Consider the following 16,450-nt stretch of genomic DNA (forward strand, 5'->3'; position numbering starts at 1 on the left):
TATTCAATTATTCACATTTAGTATTTTTAAAAACTACATTCTCTTTTTTTAAATTTTCACATTGCTCTTTATTTAAAATTGAATCTTCAAATACAGCTTTAAATCCCAAAACATCTTTTACAGACACTGTTCTTAAGTCATTTTCTAAAAATTTAGCTTCTGCAATTCTTGAACCATCCATATTAACTTCATTTAAAGTAGCTTCTTGAAATAGTGCATCCCAAAGATTTGCATTTTTAAAAGATGTATTTGATATCTCACTAAACTGAAATCTTACAGCTTTAAATATACTATCTTCAAAATTAGAGTTTGATATTATACTACCTTCAAAATTTGCTAATCTAAAATTAGAGTTTATCCCTTTGACATTTTTAAGTGTTGCTCCCCAAAAATTTCCAAAGGCGAAATTAGATAAAGAGATATTTGCTCCACTTAAATCAGATTCACTTAAATTAGCTTTTTGTAAATCAAGTCCAGAAAGATTTGCATTAGTCAAATCACATCCTATACAACTGTTAGTCTCTTTTAGTTTTTGTAAATGGGTTTTATCAAAAGAGAAAAGGGAACTAATTAAAAATAAGAAAACTAAAATGTATCTCATTGATTAACCTTTGATGCAAAATCTAAAAACTGTTCTTTTTTCATACCACCCATTTTTTTCTTTAAAACATTTTCTCCATCTTTAGAGATATAAAATCTTGGAATACCCCAAAATTTCATTTGTTCAGGTATGTTTTTGTCATTTATATCAAGATCTACTGCCACATAATTTTTGTTTATATAGTTTGCAACTTCATCCTGCGTGAAGATATGCTTTTTCATGTAATTACACTCAGGACAAGTTTTAGAACTAACCATAACTAGTAGTTCTTTATTTTCAGAGTTTAATCTTTCTAATGCTTTGTTGTAGTCTTTTTCAAAATTAATTGAAGCAAACAAAGATAAAGTAGAAATAAATGATATTAATAAAAGTCTTAGCATATCTATTCCTTATAATATTTTACATAATAATAGGACTTATTAAATTAGGAAACTTGTAAGTAACATAATTAAATAAAAATTTAAAGTTATCTATGAAAAAAGTTAAAATTTTACATTTTTTTACAAAATTTACACATAAAAAACAAATCTGTAAATAAGATAAAAATTATCTTAATTTAAGAAATTAGAAATTTTTTTAAAAAATTAATCCCATAAAATGGCACTTTATTAAAAATTTTAAATTTTTTTCTTTCTTTTCTGCTCTTGTGGAACACTTAGTGCATTAATCATTTTCGTAAATATGAAAATCAAAGGAGATAGAATGTCAGATTTAAGACAAATAGCGTTTTACGGAAAAGGTGGGATTGGTAAATCAACTACTTCTCAAAATACTTTAGCGGCAATGTGTCACTACTATGGTAAAAAAATATTAATCGTTGGGTGTGACCCAAAAGCGGATTCAACAAGATTAATCTTACATGAAAAAGCACAATCAACAATTATGCAATTAGCTTCTGAAGCTGGGACAGTTGAAGATTTAGAGTTAGAAGATGTATGTAAACCAGGTGCTGATGAATTCCACCCAGATAATGAAGAGATTACTGAAGGTTACATTATGTGTACTGAGTCTGGTGGTCCTGAGCCAGGTGTTGGATGTGCAGGTAGAGGTGTTATTACAGCAATTAACTTCTTAGAAGAAGAGGGTGCATATGATGACGAATTAGATTTCGTTTCTTATGACGTTCTTGGAGACGTTGTTTGTGGTGGATTTGCTATGCCAATTAGAGAAGGTAAAGCTCAAGAGATTTATATCGTAATGTCTGGTGAAATGATGGCTATGTATGCAGCTAACAACATTTCTAAAGGTATTTTAAAATATGCAAATACTGGTGGAGTTAGACTTGCTGGTTTAGTATGTAATGCAAGAATGACAGATAGAGAGTATGACCTAGCTAAGCACTTAGCTATGCAAATTGGTACTCAAATGATTCACTTCGTTCCAAGATCTAACCACGTTCAAAGAGCTGAGTTAAGAAGAATGACAGTTGTTGAGTTCTCACCAAATTCTGACCAAGCTATGGAATATAAAGAGTTAGCAAGAAAAATTATCGAAAACGATATGAAAGTTATTCCTACTCCATTAGAGATGGATGACTTAGAAAACTTATTAATGGAATTCGGATTAGAAGAAGAAGTTGATGAGGAAAACTTAGGACAAAAAGAAGCGTAATAGCTTCGTCCTATTGAAGAGACAAATACAAACAAATTTTGGCAAAGAGTTAAGGTGAACTTGTTCACCTCTTTAGAGTTTGCTTCTTTAAAGATTTTTTACAAATCTTGTTAAAAGAAGTTAAAAATGAAAGGTCCCTAAAATTTTGGGACAAAATTTAAGGAGAAGAAAATGTTTATATGTGGATACCACTTTCCAGCAAGTGAAGGAAATGATGTAGCTTTTGATAAAGTTGTAGAAAAAATTGAAGATGGTTTAGAGGCAACAGGTAAAACTGTAACTCTTACAAGTGAAACTAGAGAGGGTGTATTATTAGAAACTCTTGAAGTATCTGAAGGTACATTTCTTCATAAAGCACTAGTTGATTACTATGTAAACACTGAGTGTAAAGAAAAAGATGGTTTCAAAATGATGTATTATACAAACAAATACCAAATTGCAGAAATCTCTAAATCAGTTGATGGTGCAGCTACTGCTGAACTATGTAAAAAATTAGATGATATGAATCTTTACAGAGTTAAAGTAGCATAATTTTTTAAAAAGTTAGGGACAACTTGTTGTCCTCTTTAAGATTTGCTACTTTAAATATGATTTATTCATATTGTTAAAAGTAGTTATTAAATAAAGGTTCCTTTAAAATAGGAACTATTTTCAAGGAGAAGAAATGGGACCAGAAACATTAGAGAGTCTACAAAATGAAGCTATAGCTGAAGTACTTGAAGCATACCCAGCAAAAGCTGCAAAAAATAGAGCAAAGCACCTTGGTGTTGATACACCAGAAGGTGTTAAAGGTGCTTGTGATAAAACAAGATCAAACAAACAAACAGTACCAGGAGTAATGTCGCAAAGAGGTTGTGCTTATGCGGGATCTAAAGGGGTTGTTTGGGGACCAATTAAAGATATGATTCATATTTCTCACGGACCAATTGGATGTGGACAATATTCAAGAGGTGGTAGAAGAAACTATTATATTGGTACAACAGGTGTTGATACGTTTGTTACAATGAATTTCTCAACAGACTTTAATGAAAAAGATATCGTATTTGGTGGTGATAAAAAATTAAAGAAAGCTTTAGAAGAGATTGACGAGTTATTTCCACTAAATAATGGAGTATCTATTCAATCAGAGTGTCCAATTGGTTTAATTGGGGATGATATTCAAGCTGTAGCAAAAGTTCATAAAAAAGAGACTGGTAATCAAACTATTGCTGTTTCATGTGAAGGATTTAGAGGGGTTTCACAATCTCTTGGTCACCACATTGCAAACGATATGATTAGAGACCACGTTATGCCTGATGCATCATTTAGAAAAGATTTAGATTCTACTGATTATGATGTATCAATTATTGGGGATTATAATATTGGTGGAGATGCTTGGTCAACAAGAATTATCCTAGAAGAGATGGGATTAAGAGTTATTTCTCAATGGTCAGGTGATGCTACTTATAAAGAGATTGCAAATGGGCCAAAAGCGAAATTAAACTTACTTCACTGTTATAGATCTATGAACTATATTTCTAGACATATGGAACAAGAGTTTGGTATACCTTGGATGGAATACAACTTCTTTGGACCAAGTAAAACAACTGAGTCTATTAGAAAAATTGCTTCATTCTTCGATGAATCAATCCAAGAAAAAGCAGAAGCTGTAATTGCTAAATATACTAAGATGACTGATGAAGTTATTGCTAAATATAAGCCAAAATTAGAGGGTAAAAAAGTTATGCTTTATGTTGGTGGATTAAGACCAAGACACGTTATTGGTGCTTATGAAGATTTAGGAATGGAAGTTATTGGTACTGGTTATGAGTTCGCTCACGGTGATGATTATAAAAGAACAAAAGAAGACATCAAAAGATCTACAGTTATCTATGATGATGCTAACGAATATGAGTTAGAGCAATTTGTTAAAAAATTAAGACCAGACTTAGTTGCAGCTGGAGTAAAAGAGAAATATGTATTCCAAAAAATGGGATTACCATTTAGACAAATGCACTCTTGGGATTATTCTGGACCATACCATGGGTATGATGCGTTTGCAATTTTTGCAAAAGATATGGATTTAGCTATGAACTCTCCTGTTTGGGCTCATACTACAGCTCCATGGGAAAAAGAAGCGTAAGGAGAAGTGTGATGCAAGACGTAGAAAATATAGTAAACGGACAAAAATTATTCTTAAAACCTGAATATCAAGAAGTTTTAAAGAATAAAAAAGAATTTGAAGGGGCTGCTGGTGCGGTTGCTCCTGAAAAAGTAGCAGAGATTGCAGAGTGGACTAAATCTTGGGATTATAGAGAGAAAAACCTTGCAAGAGAAGCTATTACAGTAAATCCTGCAAAAGCATGTCAACCTTTAGGGGCTGTTATGGTAGGACTTGGTTTTGAAAACACTATGCCTTACGTACATGGTTCTCATGGATGTGTTGCATATTTTAGAACATATTTTACTAGACACTTTAAAGAACCAACTCCTTGTGTTTCTGACTCAATGTCTGAATCAGCAGCGGTTTTTGGTGGGTTAGCAAATATGAAAGATGGTTTAAGAAACTGTAACGCTTTATATAAGCCAGAAATGATTGCAGTATCTACAACTTGTATGGCAGAAGTTATTGGTGATGACTTAAATGCCTTTATTACAGGTGCTAGAGAAGATGCTGAGGGTGAATTAGATAATATCGAAATCCCTTATGCACATACTCCATCATTTGTGGGGTCTCATATTACAGGTTATGATAATATGATGAAATCTACTTTAGAACAGTTAAACCCAACTAGATCTGAAAGAGTAGAAGATGAAGAAAGAATTAATATCATTCCAGGTTTTGAACCATATTTAGGATCTTTAAGAGAAATCAAAAAAATCTCTAAATTATTTGGTGATAAAATTATTATGATTGGTGACCATGAAGAGCAATGGGATACTGGAGCTGGAAAATATTCTATGTATGCAGGTGGTACTTCAATTGCAGATGCTAAAACAGCAATTAATGCAAAAGCAACTATCTCTTTACAAAAATATTCAACAGTAGCAACTGCTAAAACTATTAAAAACAAATGGAAGCAAACTTATGAAACTTGTAACCCAATCGGTTTAAGTGGAACAGATGCATTTGTTATGAAATTAGCTGAATTAACTGGTAAAGATGTTCCTGAAGAATTAAAACTTCAAAGAGCTAGATTAGTTGATGCAATGCAAGATTCTTACCCATATATGCATGGTAAAAAAATTGCAATCTGGGGAGATCCTGATTTCTTATTAGGGATGGTTTCATTCTTAATTGAAATGGGTGCAATTCCAACTCATATCGTATGTCACAATGCTCCAAGAAAAGGTTGGGCTGAAGATATGGCAGCAATCATTGAGAAATCAAATGCAAAAGATGAAATCAATGTATGGCCAGGAAAAGACCTTTGGGCATTAAGATCATTATTATTCACAGAACCAGTTGACTTTATGATTGGTAACGTTTATGGTAAAGAGTTATATAGAGATACAAAAATTCCATTAATCAGAATTGGTTTCCCAATTTTTGATAGACATCACTTACACAGATACTCAATGAGTGGATATGAAGGTGCATTAAATCTATTAACATGGATTACAAATGGTATTTTAGATCAACTAGATGAAGAGACTAAAGATATTGCCGAAACAGATTACTTCTTCGATTCAGTAAGATAATCAAGATTTTAATCTAAAAATTAACTAGAGGGATTCCCTTCTAGTTTTTTTTAAACTACCGTTATATACTAAGATAAATAATGGTATGATTTTATTTCGAGCTTTGCTCTTTTTTTTTAATATATCGTTATATAAATAAGTATATAACAATAAGGAGAAACAATGGAATTTACTTCATCCCTTGCAATTTTAAATTCGCAAACCCCTTTTCTTCTTGAAAAAAGAATTAAACTTTTAAAAGAGATTGCAATTGTTGGGTCAATTTCAAAGGCAGCTAAAAATGTTCCAATGAGCTATAAAACAGCTTGGGAAGCTATTGATACTATAAATAATTTATGTCCTGAAAAAGTTGTAACAAAAGAAACAGGTGGAGTTGGTGGAGGTGGAGCAAAATTAACACCCTATGGAAAAAATCTGATAGAAACCTATGAAAAAGTTCAATATGAACATGAGAAGTTTTTAAAAACTCTCTCAAATTTGACAGATTTTAATACAGGGAGTTTAAAATCACTTCGAAGGATAAATATGCAATTAAGTACAAGAAATCAAATTCAAGGTGTCGTTGAGCTTATTAATAAAGGTGGTGTTAACTCAGAAGTTTTTATAAAACTAAAAAGTGGATATACACTTGTTGCAATTATTACTAATAGTGCAGTTGATTCACTAGATCTTCAAATAGAAGATGAGGTGACCTCTTTATTTAAATCAAGTTCGGTTTTAGTAACGACAGATTGTAGTTTAACAATTAGTGCTAGAAATAAACTACAAGGAAAAATTACAAATATAACTGATGGGGAAGTAAATTCAGAAGTTAGTATTGATATTGGTAATGGTGATATTGTTGCGGCAATAATTACTTCTGACTCTGTAAAAAGCCTTGGACTAAAGGTTTTTGATGAGGTTAGTGCAGTAATTAAAGCTAGTGATGTAATGATAGGTAAATAATAGAAAAAATAAAAGGAGAATAGATGAAAAAGGTTTTAATATTTGTGTTTTTAGGTTTGGTATCACTTTATGGTGAAAAGATAAATATAGCAGTTGCTGCAAATGTAAGTTATGCAATTGATGATTTAATAAAAGAGTTTAATAAAACAAATCCAGATACAGAAGTTCAAGTAACCTTAGGAAGTAGTGGAAAACTAACTGCTCAAATAAAAAATGGTGCTCCATACGATTTGTTTATGGCTGCAAATATGAAATATCCTGAAGCCCTTGAAAAAGATGGTATTGCAGTTACAAAGCCTATAGTTTATGCCCAAGGAAGTTTAGCAATACTAAGTGCAAAAAAAATTGATTTCTCAAAGGGCTTAGAACTTTTAAAGGAAGATAAAATAAAAAAAATAGCAATTGCAAACCCAAAAACAGCACCCTATGGGAAAGCAACTGTAGAAGCTTTAAAAAATGCGAATATTGATGTTTCTAAGAAATTTGTTTATGGTGAATCTATCTCTCAAACAGTAAGTTATGCAATTACAGCAGCTGATTTAGGTTTTATTGCAAAGTCTTCATTATATAGTTCAAAAATGAAAAAATTTGAAAAAAACTCAAATTGGGTAGATGTTGACCCCAAACTATATACACCTATAAATCAAGGTATAGTAATATTAAGTAAAGCAAAGTCATCAAAAGATACAAAAGCATTTTATGATTTTATTTTAGGTGAAAAAGCAAAAAAAATATTTAAAGAGTTTGGTTATTTAGTTCCATGAATAAATTAGAGGTAATTGTAAAAAAAATTGACGCTGTAGAGTCTTTACATATTGTAAGTTTTGATTTTTATGGAGTAGAGCTCAAAATGATGAGTTTAGAACTTAATGAAAAAATAACTGTAGGAACAAAAGTTGTTCTTGCAGTTAAACCTACCCATGTTAGTTTTGCAAAAAACTTTGCGGGACATATAAGTGTTACAAATCAGTTTAAAGCAAGAATCAAAGGTATAAATAAAGGTAAACTTTTAAGCAGTGCAATTTTTGAAGCAAAATATACTCTAATTGAATCTGTTTTTACAACTGAAAGTTTAAGAAAATTAAACCTTCAATTACACGATGAATTTCTAATTTTAATAAAAGCAAGTGATATATTTATAAAGGAGATAATAAATGATTGAAAATTTTGATTTTGAACCCTTTCTTATCTCTTTTAAGTTAGCTTTTTTTACTACTATAATACTGTTTATAATAGCATTACCTCTTTCGTGGTATTTATCCCAAACTAAGTCAAAATATAAACCTTTTATTGAAGCAATTACTGCATTACCAATTGTTTTACCACCTTCTGTTTTAGGTTTTTATATTCTTTGGGCCTTGTCATATAATTCACCAATTGGAAGTTTTTTTGAAGAAACATTTGGTATAAAACTTGTTTTTAATTTTACAGGGCTTGTAATAGCTAGTTGCTTTTATTCTTTACCTTTTATGGTGCAACCACTTCAAAGTGGCTTTGAAAGTTTAAATAAAAATATGTTAGAAGCTAGTTTTGTTGCAGGTAAAGGTAAAATTGAAACTATATTTAAAATAGCTATTCCAAATATAAAACCGGCATTATTAACAGCTATTATTGTAACATTCGCACATACTGTTGGTGAGTTTGGAGTAGTTTTAATGGTGGGAGGAAGTATCCCAGGAGAAACAAAAGTAGCATCAGTTGCTATTTATGAATTTGTTGAGATTATGGATTATACTCAAGCTCATATTTATAGTGGTATTATGATTATTATAAGCTTTTTAGTGTTGCTAAGTGTTTATATCTTTAATCAAAAACAAAATAAAAAATTTGGAATTTAATTTTATCCTTGACAATAAGGACAAAAAAATTTATAATTATCCTTGTGTAAAAGGACAAAAATGAAAGATGTTTTTAAAAGACTTATTACAGATTTTATTGAAAAAAATATTACAGGAATTATCTCTAGAGATTATCAAATACCATTAAATAGTAAAAAAATTATCTCTTTAATTGGTGTAAGACGAAGTGGAAAAAGTAGTATTTTATTTGACATAGTACATAATTTACGAAAAACGACTCCAAGAGAAAATATCATATATATAAATTTTGAAGATGATAGGCTATATCCTTTAGAGTTAAAATCTTTGGATTTACTACTAGAAAGCTATTTTGAACTATATCCAAATAAAAAAAATGAAAAGATATATCTTTTTTTAGATGAAGTTCAAGTTGTAGAGAATTGGGAAGCTTATGTTAGAAGAATCTACGACAATGAAAACATATCAATCTATATAACAGGTTCTAGTGCCAAGCTTCTATCTTCTGAAATAGCAACTAGTTTAAGAGGAAGAACTATAAGTTATGAGATATTTCCATTTTCCTTTAAAGAATATTTACGATATAAACAAATAGACATAAATATCCACTCTTCAAAATCTTTGTCATTTATCAAAAATGCCCTTGAAACTTATCTTATAGATGGTGGCTTTGCAGAAACAATAAATGAAGATAACACCATAAGTAGAAAAATCTTAAGTGACTATCTTGAACTAATAGTTTACAAAGATATAGTTGATAGATACAATATTACAAACAGAAGTCTACTTAAAACTTTAAATAAGTACTGCTTTACAAATATTGCTACATTAATTAGCTTCAACAAACTTTATAATGAGTTTAAATCACAAGGATTCAAGCTCTCAAAGGATACTATTTTTAACTATGTTTCACATTTAGAAGATGCTTATACACTTTTTAGTGTACCAATTTATAGAAACTCCATAAAAGAGGAACAGAGAAATCCAAAAAAAATATATGCTATAGATAATGGTTTTAAAAAAATATATGACTATGCAATAGGTGAAGATAAAAGTAAACTCTATGAAAATATAGTATTTTTGCATCTTAGAAACCAAACTAAAGAGATATATTACTTTAAAGAAAAACAAGAAGTTGACTTTTATGCCAAGATAGAAGGCAAAGAGTTTTTAGTAAATGTTAGCGTTAAAATAGAAAATGAAAAAACAAAACAAAGAGAAACAAAAGGACTTCTTGAAGCTATGAATTACTTTGATTTAAATGAAAGTTATCTAATAACACAAGATGAAGATGAAACAATACAAATAGAAGATAAAAAGATATTTGTATTACCACTTTATAAATTTCTATTAGAGGTATAAAATATGAAAAAGAAAAAAGAGAATTTATTAATTATAATCTCAACAGATAATATTGATTCAATACTAAAATTCCCACTTTTATATGGTGGAGTTTCTATTCCAAGGGGATATTGGAAAAGAGTTCACATTATGTTTTGGGGAGCTTCAATTAAAACTGTAATTTCAAAAAAGAAGCTTAGAAAAAAAATTATAGAACTACAAAAAGCTAATGTTGAATTTAGTTCTTGTATAGTTTGCGCAGAAGAATACAAAGCAGTTAAAAAATTAGAAAAGATAAATGTCCCTTGCGTTCATACGGGAGAGCTTTTAAATGAAGCTTTACAAAACGATAAAAAATGGGCAACCCTAACGGTATAAAAATTGTAAAAGAAAGAATTATGAAACTAGAAAATAAAAAACTAATAATATTTGATTTTGACGGAACTTTGATTGATAGTGCCCCTGATTTAACAGAGGCAGTTAATTATATGCGTGAGAAACTTCATATGGAGCCTGTTCCTATTGAAAGTGTAAGGCTATGGATTGGAAATGGCGCTTCAAAACTTGTAAAAAGAGCCTTATGTGGCAATATAGTTGTAGATAAAGAAAAATTCAATGAAGAGGTTTTTACAAGGGCATTAGGGTATTTTTTTGACCATTATTCACTAAATGTTGCCAAGAATACAACCCTTTATGAGGGAGTGGAAGAGACTTTAGAAGAGTTAAAAGAGAAAAAGTATAGTTTTGCCATAGCTACAAATAAACCCCATGAATTTATTGAACCAATTTTAGAAAAATTTGAATTGAAATCCTATTTTAAACTTTATCTTGGTGGAAATAGCGTTGAGAAAAAAAAGCCAGACCCAATGATGTTACTTAGAATTTGTGAAGAGTTAGGTTATACAGTGGAAGAAAGTGTGATGATTGGAGATTCTAAAAACGATATTTTGTCAGCAAAAAATGCAAATATGGATTCTATTGCCATGACTTATGGTTATAACTACGATGAGGATATAAAAATTTATGAACCAAATATAATATGTGATAAATTCAAGCAGTTAAATGAGGTTTTATAGTTTAGATGCAAGAGAAGATGAAAATCGCAATTATTGGTGCAGGAATAGCAGGTAGTACAGCGGCAATTTATTTGGGAAAATTAGGCCTTGATGTAACTTTATTTGAAAGGGGTAACTCAATAGTTAGTGGTCCTCCTTTTTGCCATCTTCATGCAGGTGGTAACCTTTATCGAGAAATATCAGATGAAGCTTGTGTGACTTTATTAAAAGAATCAATTGAATTATTAAGAATGTACCCACAAGTAATTGACTACAGACCTACAGTTTTAGCCATCCCAACCGTTGATAATGGAGAGGCAAAAGATTTATTTAAAAGACTTGATATTTTAAAAGAAGAGTATAAAAAACTTGTAAATGAAGATAGTAAAAATCAAGTTTTAGGGAAAGTTGAAGATTATTATAAAGTTTATACTAAAGAAGAATTAAAAAAATTAAAAGAGAAAAAAACAGTAAAAAAACCTAAAAGTTTTGATGAATGGATGATACCTGTTGCTAAAAATGTAGACCTTAATAAAATAAAAGATACCTTGATAATGGTACAAGAGTATGGTTTAAATATTTTTAGACTCAGTGCAAGTGCTAAAATGATTTTAGATGAAATGTCAAATGTAAAGATTAAACTAAATACTACAGTTTCCAATATTATAGAAGATGAAAGTCTAAAAAATTTTGTAATTGAATTTAAAAATAATGAATTAATAAATGAACAAAGATTTGATTATATAATCAATGCAGCAGGTTTTAGAACAGGTAAGATTGATGATATGCTTAAAGTAAAAGCTAAAAGATTAGTTGAGTTTAAATCGGCATATGTTAGTAAATGGACTGACTGCGATACTATTTGGCCTGAAGTTATTTTTTATGGAACAAGGGGTACCCCTCAAGGAATGGCTCAATTTACTCCATATCCAAATGGTCATTTTCAAATACATGGGATGACAGAAGAGATAACCCTTTTTAAAAATGGTTTAGCAAAAAGTTGTGAAAATAGTTCCCAACCAAAGTTAGAAAAAAAATTTGTGAAAAAGATTACCCAAGGTTGGGAAAAATCTGATATTGAAAATAGAACAAAAAGTGCAATTAATTATATTAAACAATTTATTCCAAGTTTCAAAAATGTAGAGGTTGCCTCAAAGCCTTTATATGGAGCACAACAAATTCCAGGTGATGAGGTTAGTTTAAGAACTGCAGATGTATGTTTTGAAAGTGAAAGATATGCAAGATGTGAGATTGTAAAAGCTTCATCAGTTTTAACCATGAGTGATATGATAATCAAAAGTTTAATAGAACTTTCTATTCTTCCAAGTGATGTTTATAAAAATAGAACTCAGATTTTTGATAAGTTTCAAGATAGAGAAAAATTAGATTCATTATCAAAAGAGATTGCAAAACAAAGGGATTATCCCGAAGAGTTAGCAATGCTTATAAATGACAAAAAACTTAATTAGGTTTAAAAAATGATACAAATAGATATAAAAAAACAGCTTTATGGCTCAAATGGTCAGATGCTTTTAGATGTAAACCTTGAGATAGAAAAAGGTGATTTTATAGCATTAAGTGGTTTAAGTGGAAGTGGCAAAACAACACTTTTAAGAATACTTGCAGGACTTGAAGAGGGTTCTGGAATAATTAAAATAGATGATAAAATTTGGTTAGATGATAAAATTAAACTTCCAACACAAAAAAGAGAAATAGGATTTGTCTTTCAAGATTATGCACTATTTCCAAATATGACCGTTCTTGAAAATCTACTTTATGTAAAAAAAGATTTAGACTTAGCTAATCATCTACTTGAAATAACAGAACTATCTGAACTAAAAAAAAGACTTCCAAATATGTTAAGTGGGGGACAAAAACAGCGAGTTAGTTTATGTAGAGCTTTGATGAACAGACCAAAACTTTTACTTATGGATGAGCCTTTATCTGCTTTAGATCCAGCTATGAGAACAAAACTTCAAAATGAGATATTACAACTTCATAAAGAGTTTGAGACAACTACGATTATGGTAAGCCATGACCCAAGTGAAATATATAGATTGAGTAATCGGGTTTTAGTTTTAAATCAAGGAAAAATAATCGATGATGGAGATGCTAAAAAAGTACTTCTAAAAACAACAGGAAGTGCTAAATTTTCCTTTGAAGGTGAACTTTTGGAGATAGTTAAAATGGATGTGATTTATGTGGCAATTGTATCTATTGGGCAACAATTAGTTGAAATTGTTATTAGCCAAGAGGAAGCTACTAACCTTGTAATTGGGCAAAAAGTAAATGTAAGTACAAAGGCCTTTGCTCCAATAATCTCTTAATCTACAAAATTGTAAATTAAAAAATAGTTCAAGGAACATCATTTGCATTACCTTTTAAAAAAAGGAGAGATGATGTTTTTACTTGAACAATTTCTATTACCTGGAATTTTAGTGTGTTACACAGCAGGTGTAATTATTTATACAAACTACAAATATAAAAACTCATAAATTTAGTGGAACACTTTTTGCATATATCTTTTTAACCTTTTGTAAATTAGATTTCATTAGAGTAAGGAATTAATGTCTCCTTACTCTTTTGTTTTTACAAAAATTGTAAGAAGGATTTCTTTTATGGCTGAAGCTACATTTGATGATACATTAAATTTTGCAAAAAAATTCAAAAATTATAAAGACTTTTATATAAAACATAACGATTTAATATTTTCTAAACTCGGTCTTGGAACTTTTAATAAAGAACCATATAAAGAAGAGAACTATGTATTTCATTATATTGAAGGTGTAAAAGAAGCTATTAGAAGTGGAATAAATCTTATTGATACCGCAAGTAATTATAGATATGGACAAAGTGAAAAAGAGATAGGTATCGCTTTAAAAGAATTATTAGATGAAGATGAGATTAAAAGAGAAGAATTAATTATCTGTTCAAAGGGAGGGTTTATCCAATTAGATTATCCTTTTCCTGAAAATCCTTATGAATGGATAGATGAAAAAATCATAAAAGCTAAACTAGCTACCAAAGATGATATTGAATTAGACCAACACTGTTTAACAGCAGATTTTATAGAGTGGTCATGTAAAAAATCATTGGAAAATGTGGGAATAGATTGTTTTGATATCTATTATCTACATAATCCTGAGATGCAAATTTTGAAATTAGGTTATGATAAATTTCTAAAAAAAGTTGAATCAATATTTAAACGATTTGAAAAAATGGTAACTATGGGGCTTATCAAAAACTATGGCGTTGCTGTATGGAATGGCTTTATTAGTGAGATTAGTGGAGAAAATATTAATTTAGAAGATTTGGTTAATATTGCAAAAAAAGTTGGTGGAGAAAATCACCATTTTAAATATATTCAAACACCTTTTAATATTGGAAAAACTTCAATTTACATTCTACCAACACAAAAAGTTAATGGGGAAGAGTGTACTTTACTACAAGCTGCACATAGATTAAAAATAGGTGTTATTTCAAGTTCATCTTTACTTCAAATGAATCTATTTAAAAAATCATTCAAACCAGAAACTGGTTACCTATTAGATTCAAAAATGGTTTTAGAAAATGATATACAATTAGCACTACAATTTGTACGTTCAACTCCAGGAATAATTAGTTCGCTTTTTGCTTCAAAAGCCCCAATTCATATAAAAAAGAATTTAGAGATTACAAAAATAAAAGCTACCCCTAGAGCAAACTATGACCTAATGTATAGAGTATAAGTAGTTTACGATGATTTATGATGTAATTGTAGTTGGGGGAGGTGTAGCTGGACTTATGGCAGCAATTGAAGCTAAAACCCAAACAAATAAAGTAGCAATAATAACCAAGGGTAATATTTTTAAATCAAACTCTTCTATGGCAAGTGGTGGGATTAATGCAGTATTAGATTCAAATGATAAAGAAGCAATTCAATCCCATATAAATGATACTTACAAATCTTCTAAAGGTTTAGGAGATTTAAAATCTATAACATATATGTGTAATCAAGCATCAGAGATTATATCAAAATTGATAAGTTTTGGAGTTCCTTTTGATAGGGATGAAAAAGGGGATATTTCACAACGACCATTTGGTGGAGCAGGAATAAATAGAACCTGTTATGTTGGTGATAAAACAGGTAGTGCTATCACCCAAGCACTTATAAAAAAGGCTAAATCTCTGGGGATTACTTTTTTAGTAAATAGATATGTTTTAAACTTAACTACCCATGAAAAAACAATTAGTGGTGTAACGGTTTTAAGAAGAAGTGATTCAATGGTAATTGTTCATCCTGCAAAAGCAATAGTTCTTGCTGGTGGTGGTTATGCAGGGATTTTTAGAGGGAATTCTACAAATGCACAAGATTATACAGGAGATCTTTTAGCTGTTTGTTTAAGGGCTGGACTTAGTTTGAAAGATATGGAGTTTATTCAATTTCACCCAACAGGTATTGCAAAAACAAATTATCTTGTAACAGAAGCTGCAAGGGGCGAAGGTGGTTACCTAATTAATAGCGATGGAGAAAGGTTTGTAAATGAACTTGAAACCAGAGATAAAATTGCAAAAGCTATACTAGAACAAAAACAAAAAGGGCATAAGGTATTTATTGATTTAAGACACTTACCCTTAGAAAAAATAGAAACAAAATTACCTTCTCTTTATTCTGTTGCCTATAATCAAGTTGGGGTAAATTTAAGTAAAGATTTACTTGAGATTAAACCTGTTGCCCATTATACGATGGGTGGTGTTGAAACAAATATGACAAAAACAAAAATAAAAGGATTGTATGCTTGTGGTGAGATGGCTTGTGAAGGACTTCATGGGGCAAATAGACTTGGAGGAAACTCTTTATTAGAGGGAACTGTTTTTGGGGAATTAGCGGGAAAAAAAGCTTTAGAATATTCTAAAAAGACCGATTTCTTACCAGTAGATTACAATTATGTAATAAAAGATATTGAGAATATTGATAAATTATTCGAAGGTGATACCTCAAAAAATTTTAATGCAATTAGAATCTCCCTTGGTAATTCTATGTTTAATGATGTTGGAATCTTAAGAACTAAAGAATCTCTTATTAGAGCCTTTGATTACGCAAAATATCTACGGAATCAGTCATATTCTCTTCATTGTATAAATAAAGAAAAAAGAAATAATGTAGAACTTGTTTCTATCTTGGAGTTAAGAAACGCTTTAGAAGTGGCGGAAGCTATCATCTTATCAGCTAAAAAGAGAAAAGAGAGTAGAGGAAGTCATCATAGAAAAGATTTTCCTAAAACAGATGAAAGTTACTCAAAATCTATTTTAATAAAAGAGTTTCAAAAAGGTTTTTTTAAAGTAGAACTTGAAGATAAAAGCTTTTTATCAACGGTTAGAAATCTTATTATAAATAAAGTGTAGATAAATTTAAAAAG

Annotated in this window: 18 protein-coding genes; 16 read left to right on the forward strand and 2 right to left on the reverse strand. The window is 30.0% G+C overall.

All coding sequences use genetic code 11. The features are described from left to right. Positions 1–7 precede the first annotated feature (7 nt). Complete coding sequence (locus FDK22_RS05745; RefSeq protein WP_138151956.1) at positions 8–601, reverse strand: pentapeptide repeat-containing protein; 594 nt, start codon at positions 599–601, stop codon at positions 8–10. Beyond that, complete coding sequence (locus FDK22_RS05750; RefSeq protein ID WP_138151957.1) at positions 598–981, reverse strand: thioredoxin family protein; 384 nt, start codon at positions 979–981, stop codon at positions 598–600. Before FDK22_RS05750 ends, FDK22_RS05745 begins: the two co-directional genes overlap by 4 nt. A gap of 322 nt (positions 982–1,303) precedes the next feature. Here FDK22_RS05750 and nifH point away from each other — a divergent pair, with 322 nt between their 5' ends. The 16 genes from nifH (at position 1,304) to FDK22_RS05825 (ending at position 16,436) form a co-directional block, all read left to right on the forward strand. Continuing rightward, complete coding sequence (gene nifH / locus FDK22_RS05755; protein WP_138151958.1) at positions 1,304–2,212, forward strand: nitrogenase iron protein; 909 nt, start codon at positions 1,304–1,306, stop codon at positions 2,210–2,212. A 171-nt stretch (positions 2,213–2,383) separates the two neighbouring features. Beyond that, the gene (locus tag FDK22_RS05760) at positions 2,384–2,743 is read left to right on the forward strand and encodes a hypothetical protein (protein ID WP_138151959.1); all 360 of its coding nucleotides are present in this window, start codon (positions 2,384–2,386) and stop codon (positions 2,741–2,743) included. 133 nt (positions 2,744–2,876) lie between these two features. After that, the gene (nifD, locus tag FDK22_RS05765) at positions 2,877–4,334 is read left to right on the forward strand and encodes a nitrogenase molybdenum-iron protein alpha chain (RefSeq protein WP_138151960.1); all 1,458 of its coding nucleotides are present in this window, start codon (positions 2,877–2,879) and stop codon (positions 4,332–4,334) included. Positions 4,335–4,345: 11 nt separating this feature from the next. Continuing rightward, positions 4,346–5,893: a nitrogenase molybdenum-iron protein subunit beta gene (nifK, locus tag FDK22_RS05770; RefSeq protein ID WP_171012926.1), complete on the forward strand. Its 1,548-nt coding sequence runs from the start codon at positions 4,346–4,348 to the stop codon at positions 5,891–5,893. A gap of 162 nt (positions 5,894–6,055) precedes the next feature. Then, entirely contained in the window at positions 6,056–6,838 is a 783-nt protein-coding gene (locus tag FDK22_RS05775; RefSeq protein ID WP_138151962.1) for a TOBE domain-containing protein, read from the forward strand. Positions 6,839–6,861: 23 nt separating this feature from the next. Next, positions 6,862–7,602 (forward strand): molybdate ABC transporter substrate-binding protein, encoded by a 741-nt coding sequence (gene modA / locus FDK22_RS05780; RefSeq protein WP_138151963.1) that lies wholly within the window; start codon positions 6,862–6,864, stop codon positions 7,600–7,602. Then, the gene (locus FDK22_RS05785) at positions 7,599–8,000 is read left to right on the forward strand and encodes a transporter (protein WP_138151964.1); all 402 of its coding nucleotides are present in this window, start codon (positions 7,599–7,601) and stop codon (positions 7,998–8,000) included. Before modA ends, FDK22_RS05785 begins: the two co-directional genes overlap by 4 nt. Then, the gene (gene modB, locus FDK22_RS05790; protein ID WP_138151965.1) at positions 7,993–8,676 is read left to right on the forward strand and encodes a molybdate ABC transporter permease subunit; all 684 of its coding nucleotides are present in this window, start codon (positions 7,993–7,995) and stop codon (positions 8,674–8,676) included. Before FDK22_RS05785 ends, modB begins: the two co-directional genes overlap by 8 nt. 60 nt (positions 8,677–8,736) lie before the next feature. Next, positions 8,737–10,017 carry an ATP-binding protein gene (locus tag FDK22_RS05795; RefSeq protein WP_138151966.1) on the forward strand — a complete coding sequence of 427 codons (1,281 nt, stop codon included), beginning with the start codon at positions 8,737–8,739 and terminating at the stop codon, positions 10,015–10,017. Between the two features lie 3 nt (positions 10,018–10,020). After that, positions 10,021–10,374: a DsrE family protein gene (locus tag FDK22_RS05800; RefSeq protein WP_138151967.1), complete on the forward strand. Its 354-nt coding sequence runs from the start codon at positions 10,021–10,023 to the stop codon at positions 10,372–10,374. Positions 10,375–10,394: 20 nt separating this feature from the next. Next, the gene (locus FDK22_RS05805) at positions 10,395–11,072 is read left to right on the forward strand and encodes a phosphoglycolate phosphatase (protein ID WP_138151968.1); all 678 of its coding nucleotides are present in this window, start codon (positions 10,395–10,397) and stop codon (positions 11,070–11,072) included. 5 nt (positions 11,073–11,077) lie between these two features. After that, entirely contained in the window at positions 11,078–12,520 is a 1,443-nt protein-coding gene (locus FDK22_RS05810; protein ID WP_212744983.1) for an FAD-dependent oxidoreductase, read from the forward strand. Between the two features lie 9 nt (positions 12,521–12,529). Continuing rightward, complete coding sequence (locus FDK22_RS05815; protein ID WP_138151969.1) at positions 12,530–13,378, forward strand: ABC transporter ATP-binding protein; 849 nt, start codon at positions 12,530–12,532, stop codon at positions 13,376–13,378. A gap of 42 nt (positions 13,379–13,420) precedes the next feature. Further along, complete coding sequence (locus tag FDK22_RS15885; RefSeq protein ID WP_276309171.1) at positions 13,421–13,546, forward strand: hypothetical protein; 126 nt, start codon at positions 13,421–13,423, stop codon at positions 13,544–13,546. Positions 13,547–13,669: 123 nt separating this feature from the next. Further along, positions 13,670–14,779: an aldo/keto reductase gene (locus FDK22_RS05820; protein WP_138151970.1), complete on the forward strand. Its 1,110-nt coding sequence runs from the start codon at positions 13,670–13,672 to the stop codon at positions 14,777–14,779. A gap of 10 nt (positions 14,780–14,789) precedes the next feature. Next, entirely contained in the window at positions 14,790–16,436 is a 1,647-nt protein-coding gene (locus tag FDK22_RS05825; protein WP_138151971.1) for an L-aspartate oxidase, read from the forward strand. The last annotated feature ends 14 nt before the right edge of the window (positions 16,437–16,450 follow it).

It is taken from the genome of Arcobacter arenosus (assembly GCF_005771535.1).
Taxonomy (GTDB): domain Bacteria; phylum Campylobacterota; class Campylobacteria; order Campylobacterales; family Arcobacteraceae; genus Halarcobacter; species Halarcobacter arenosus.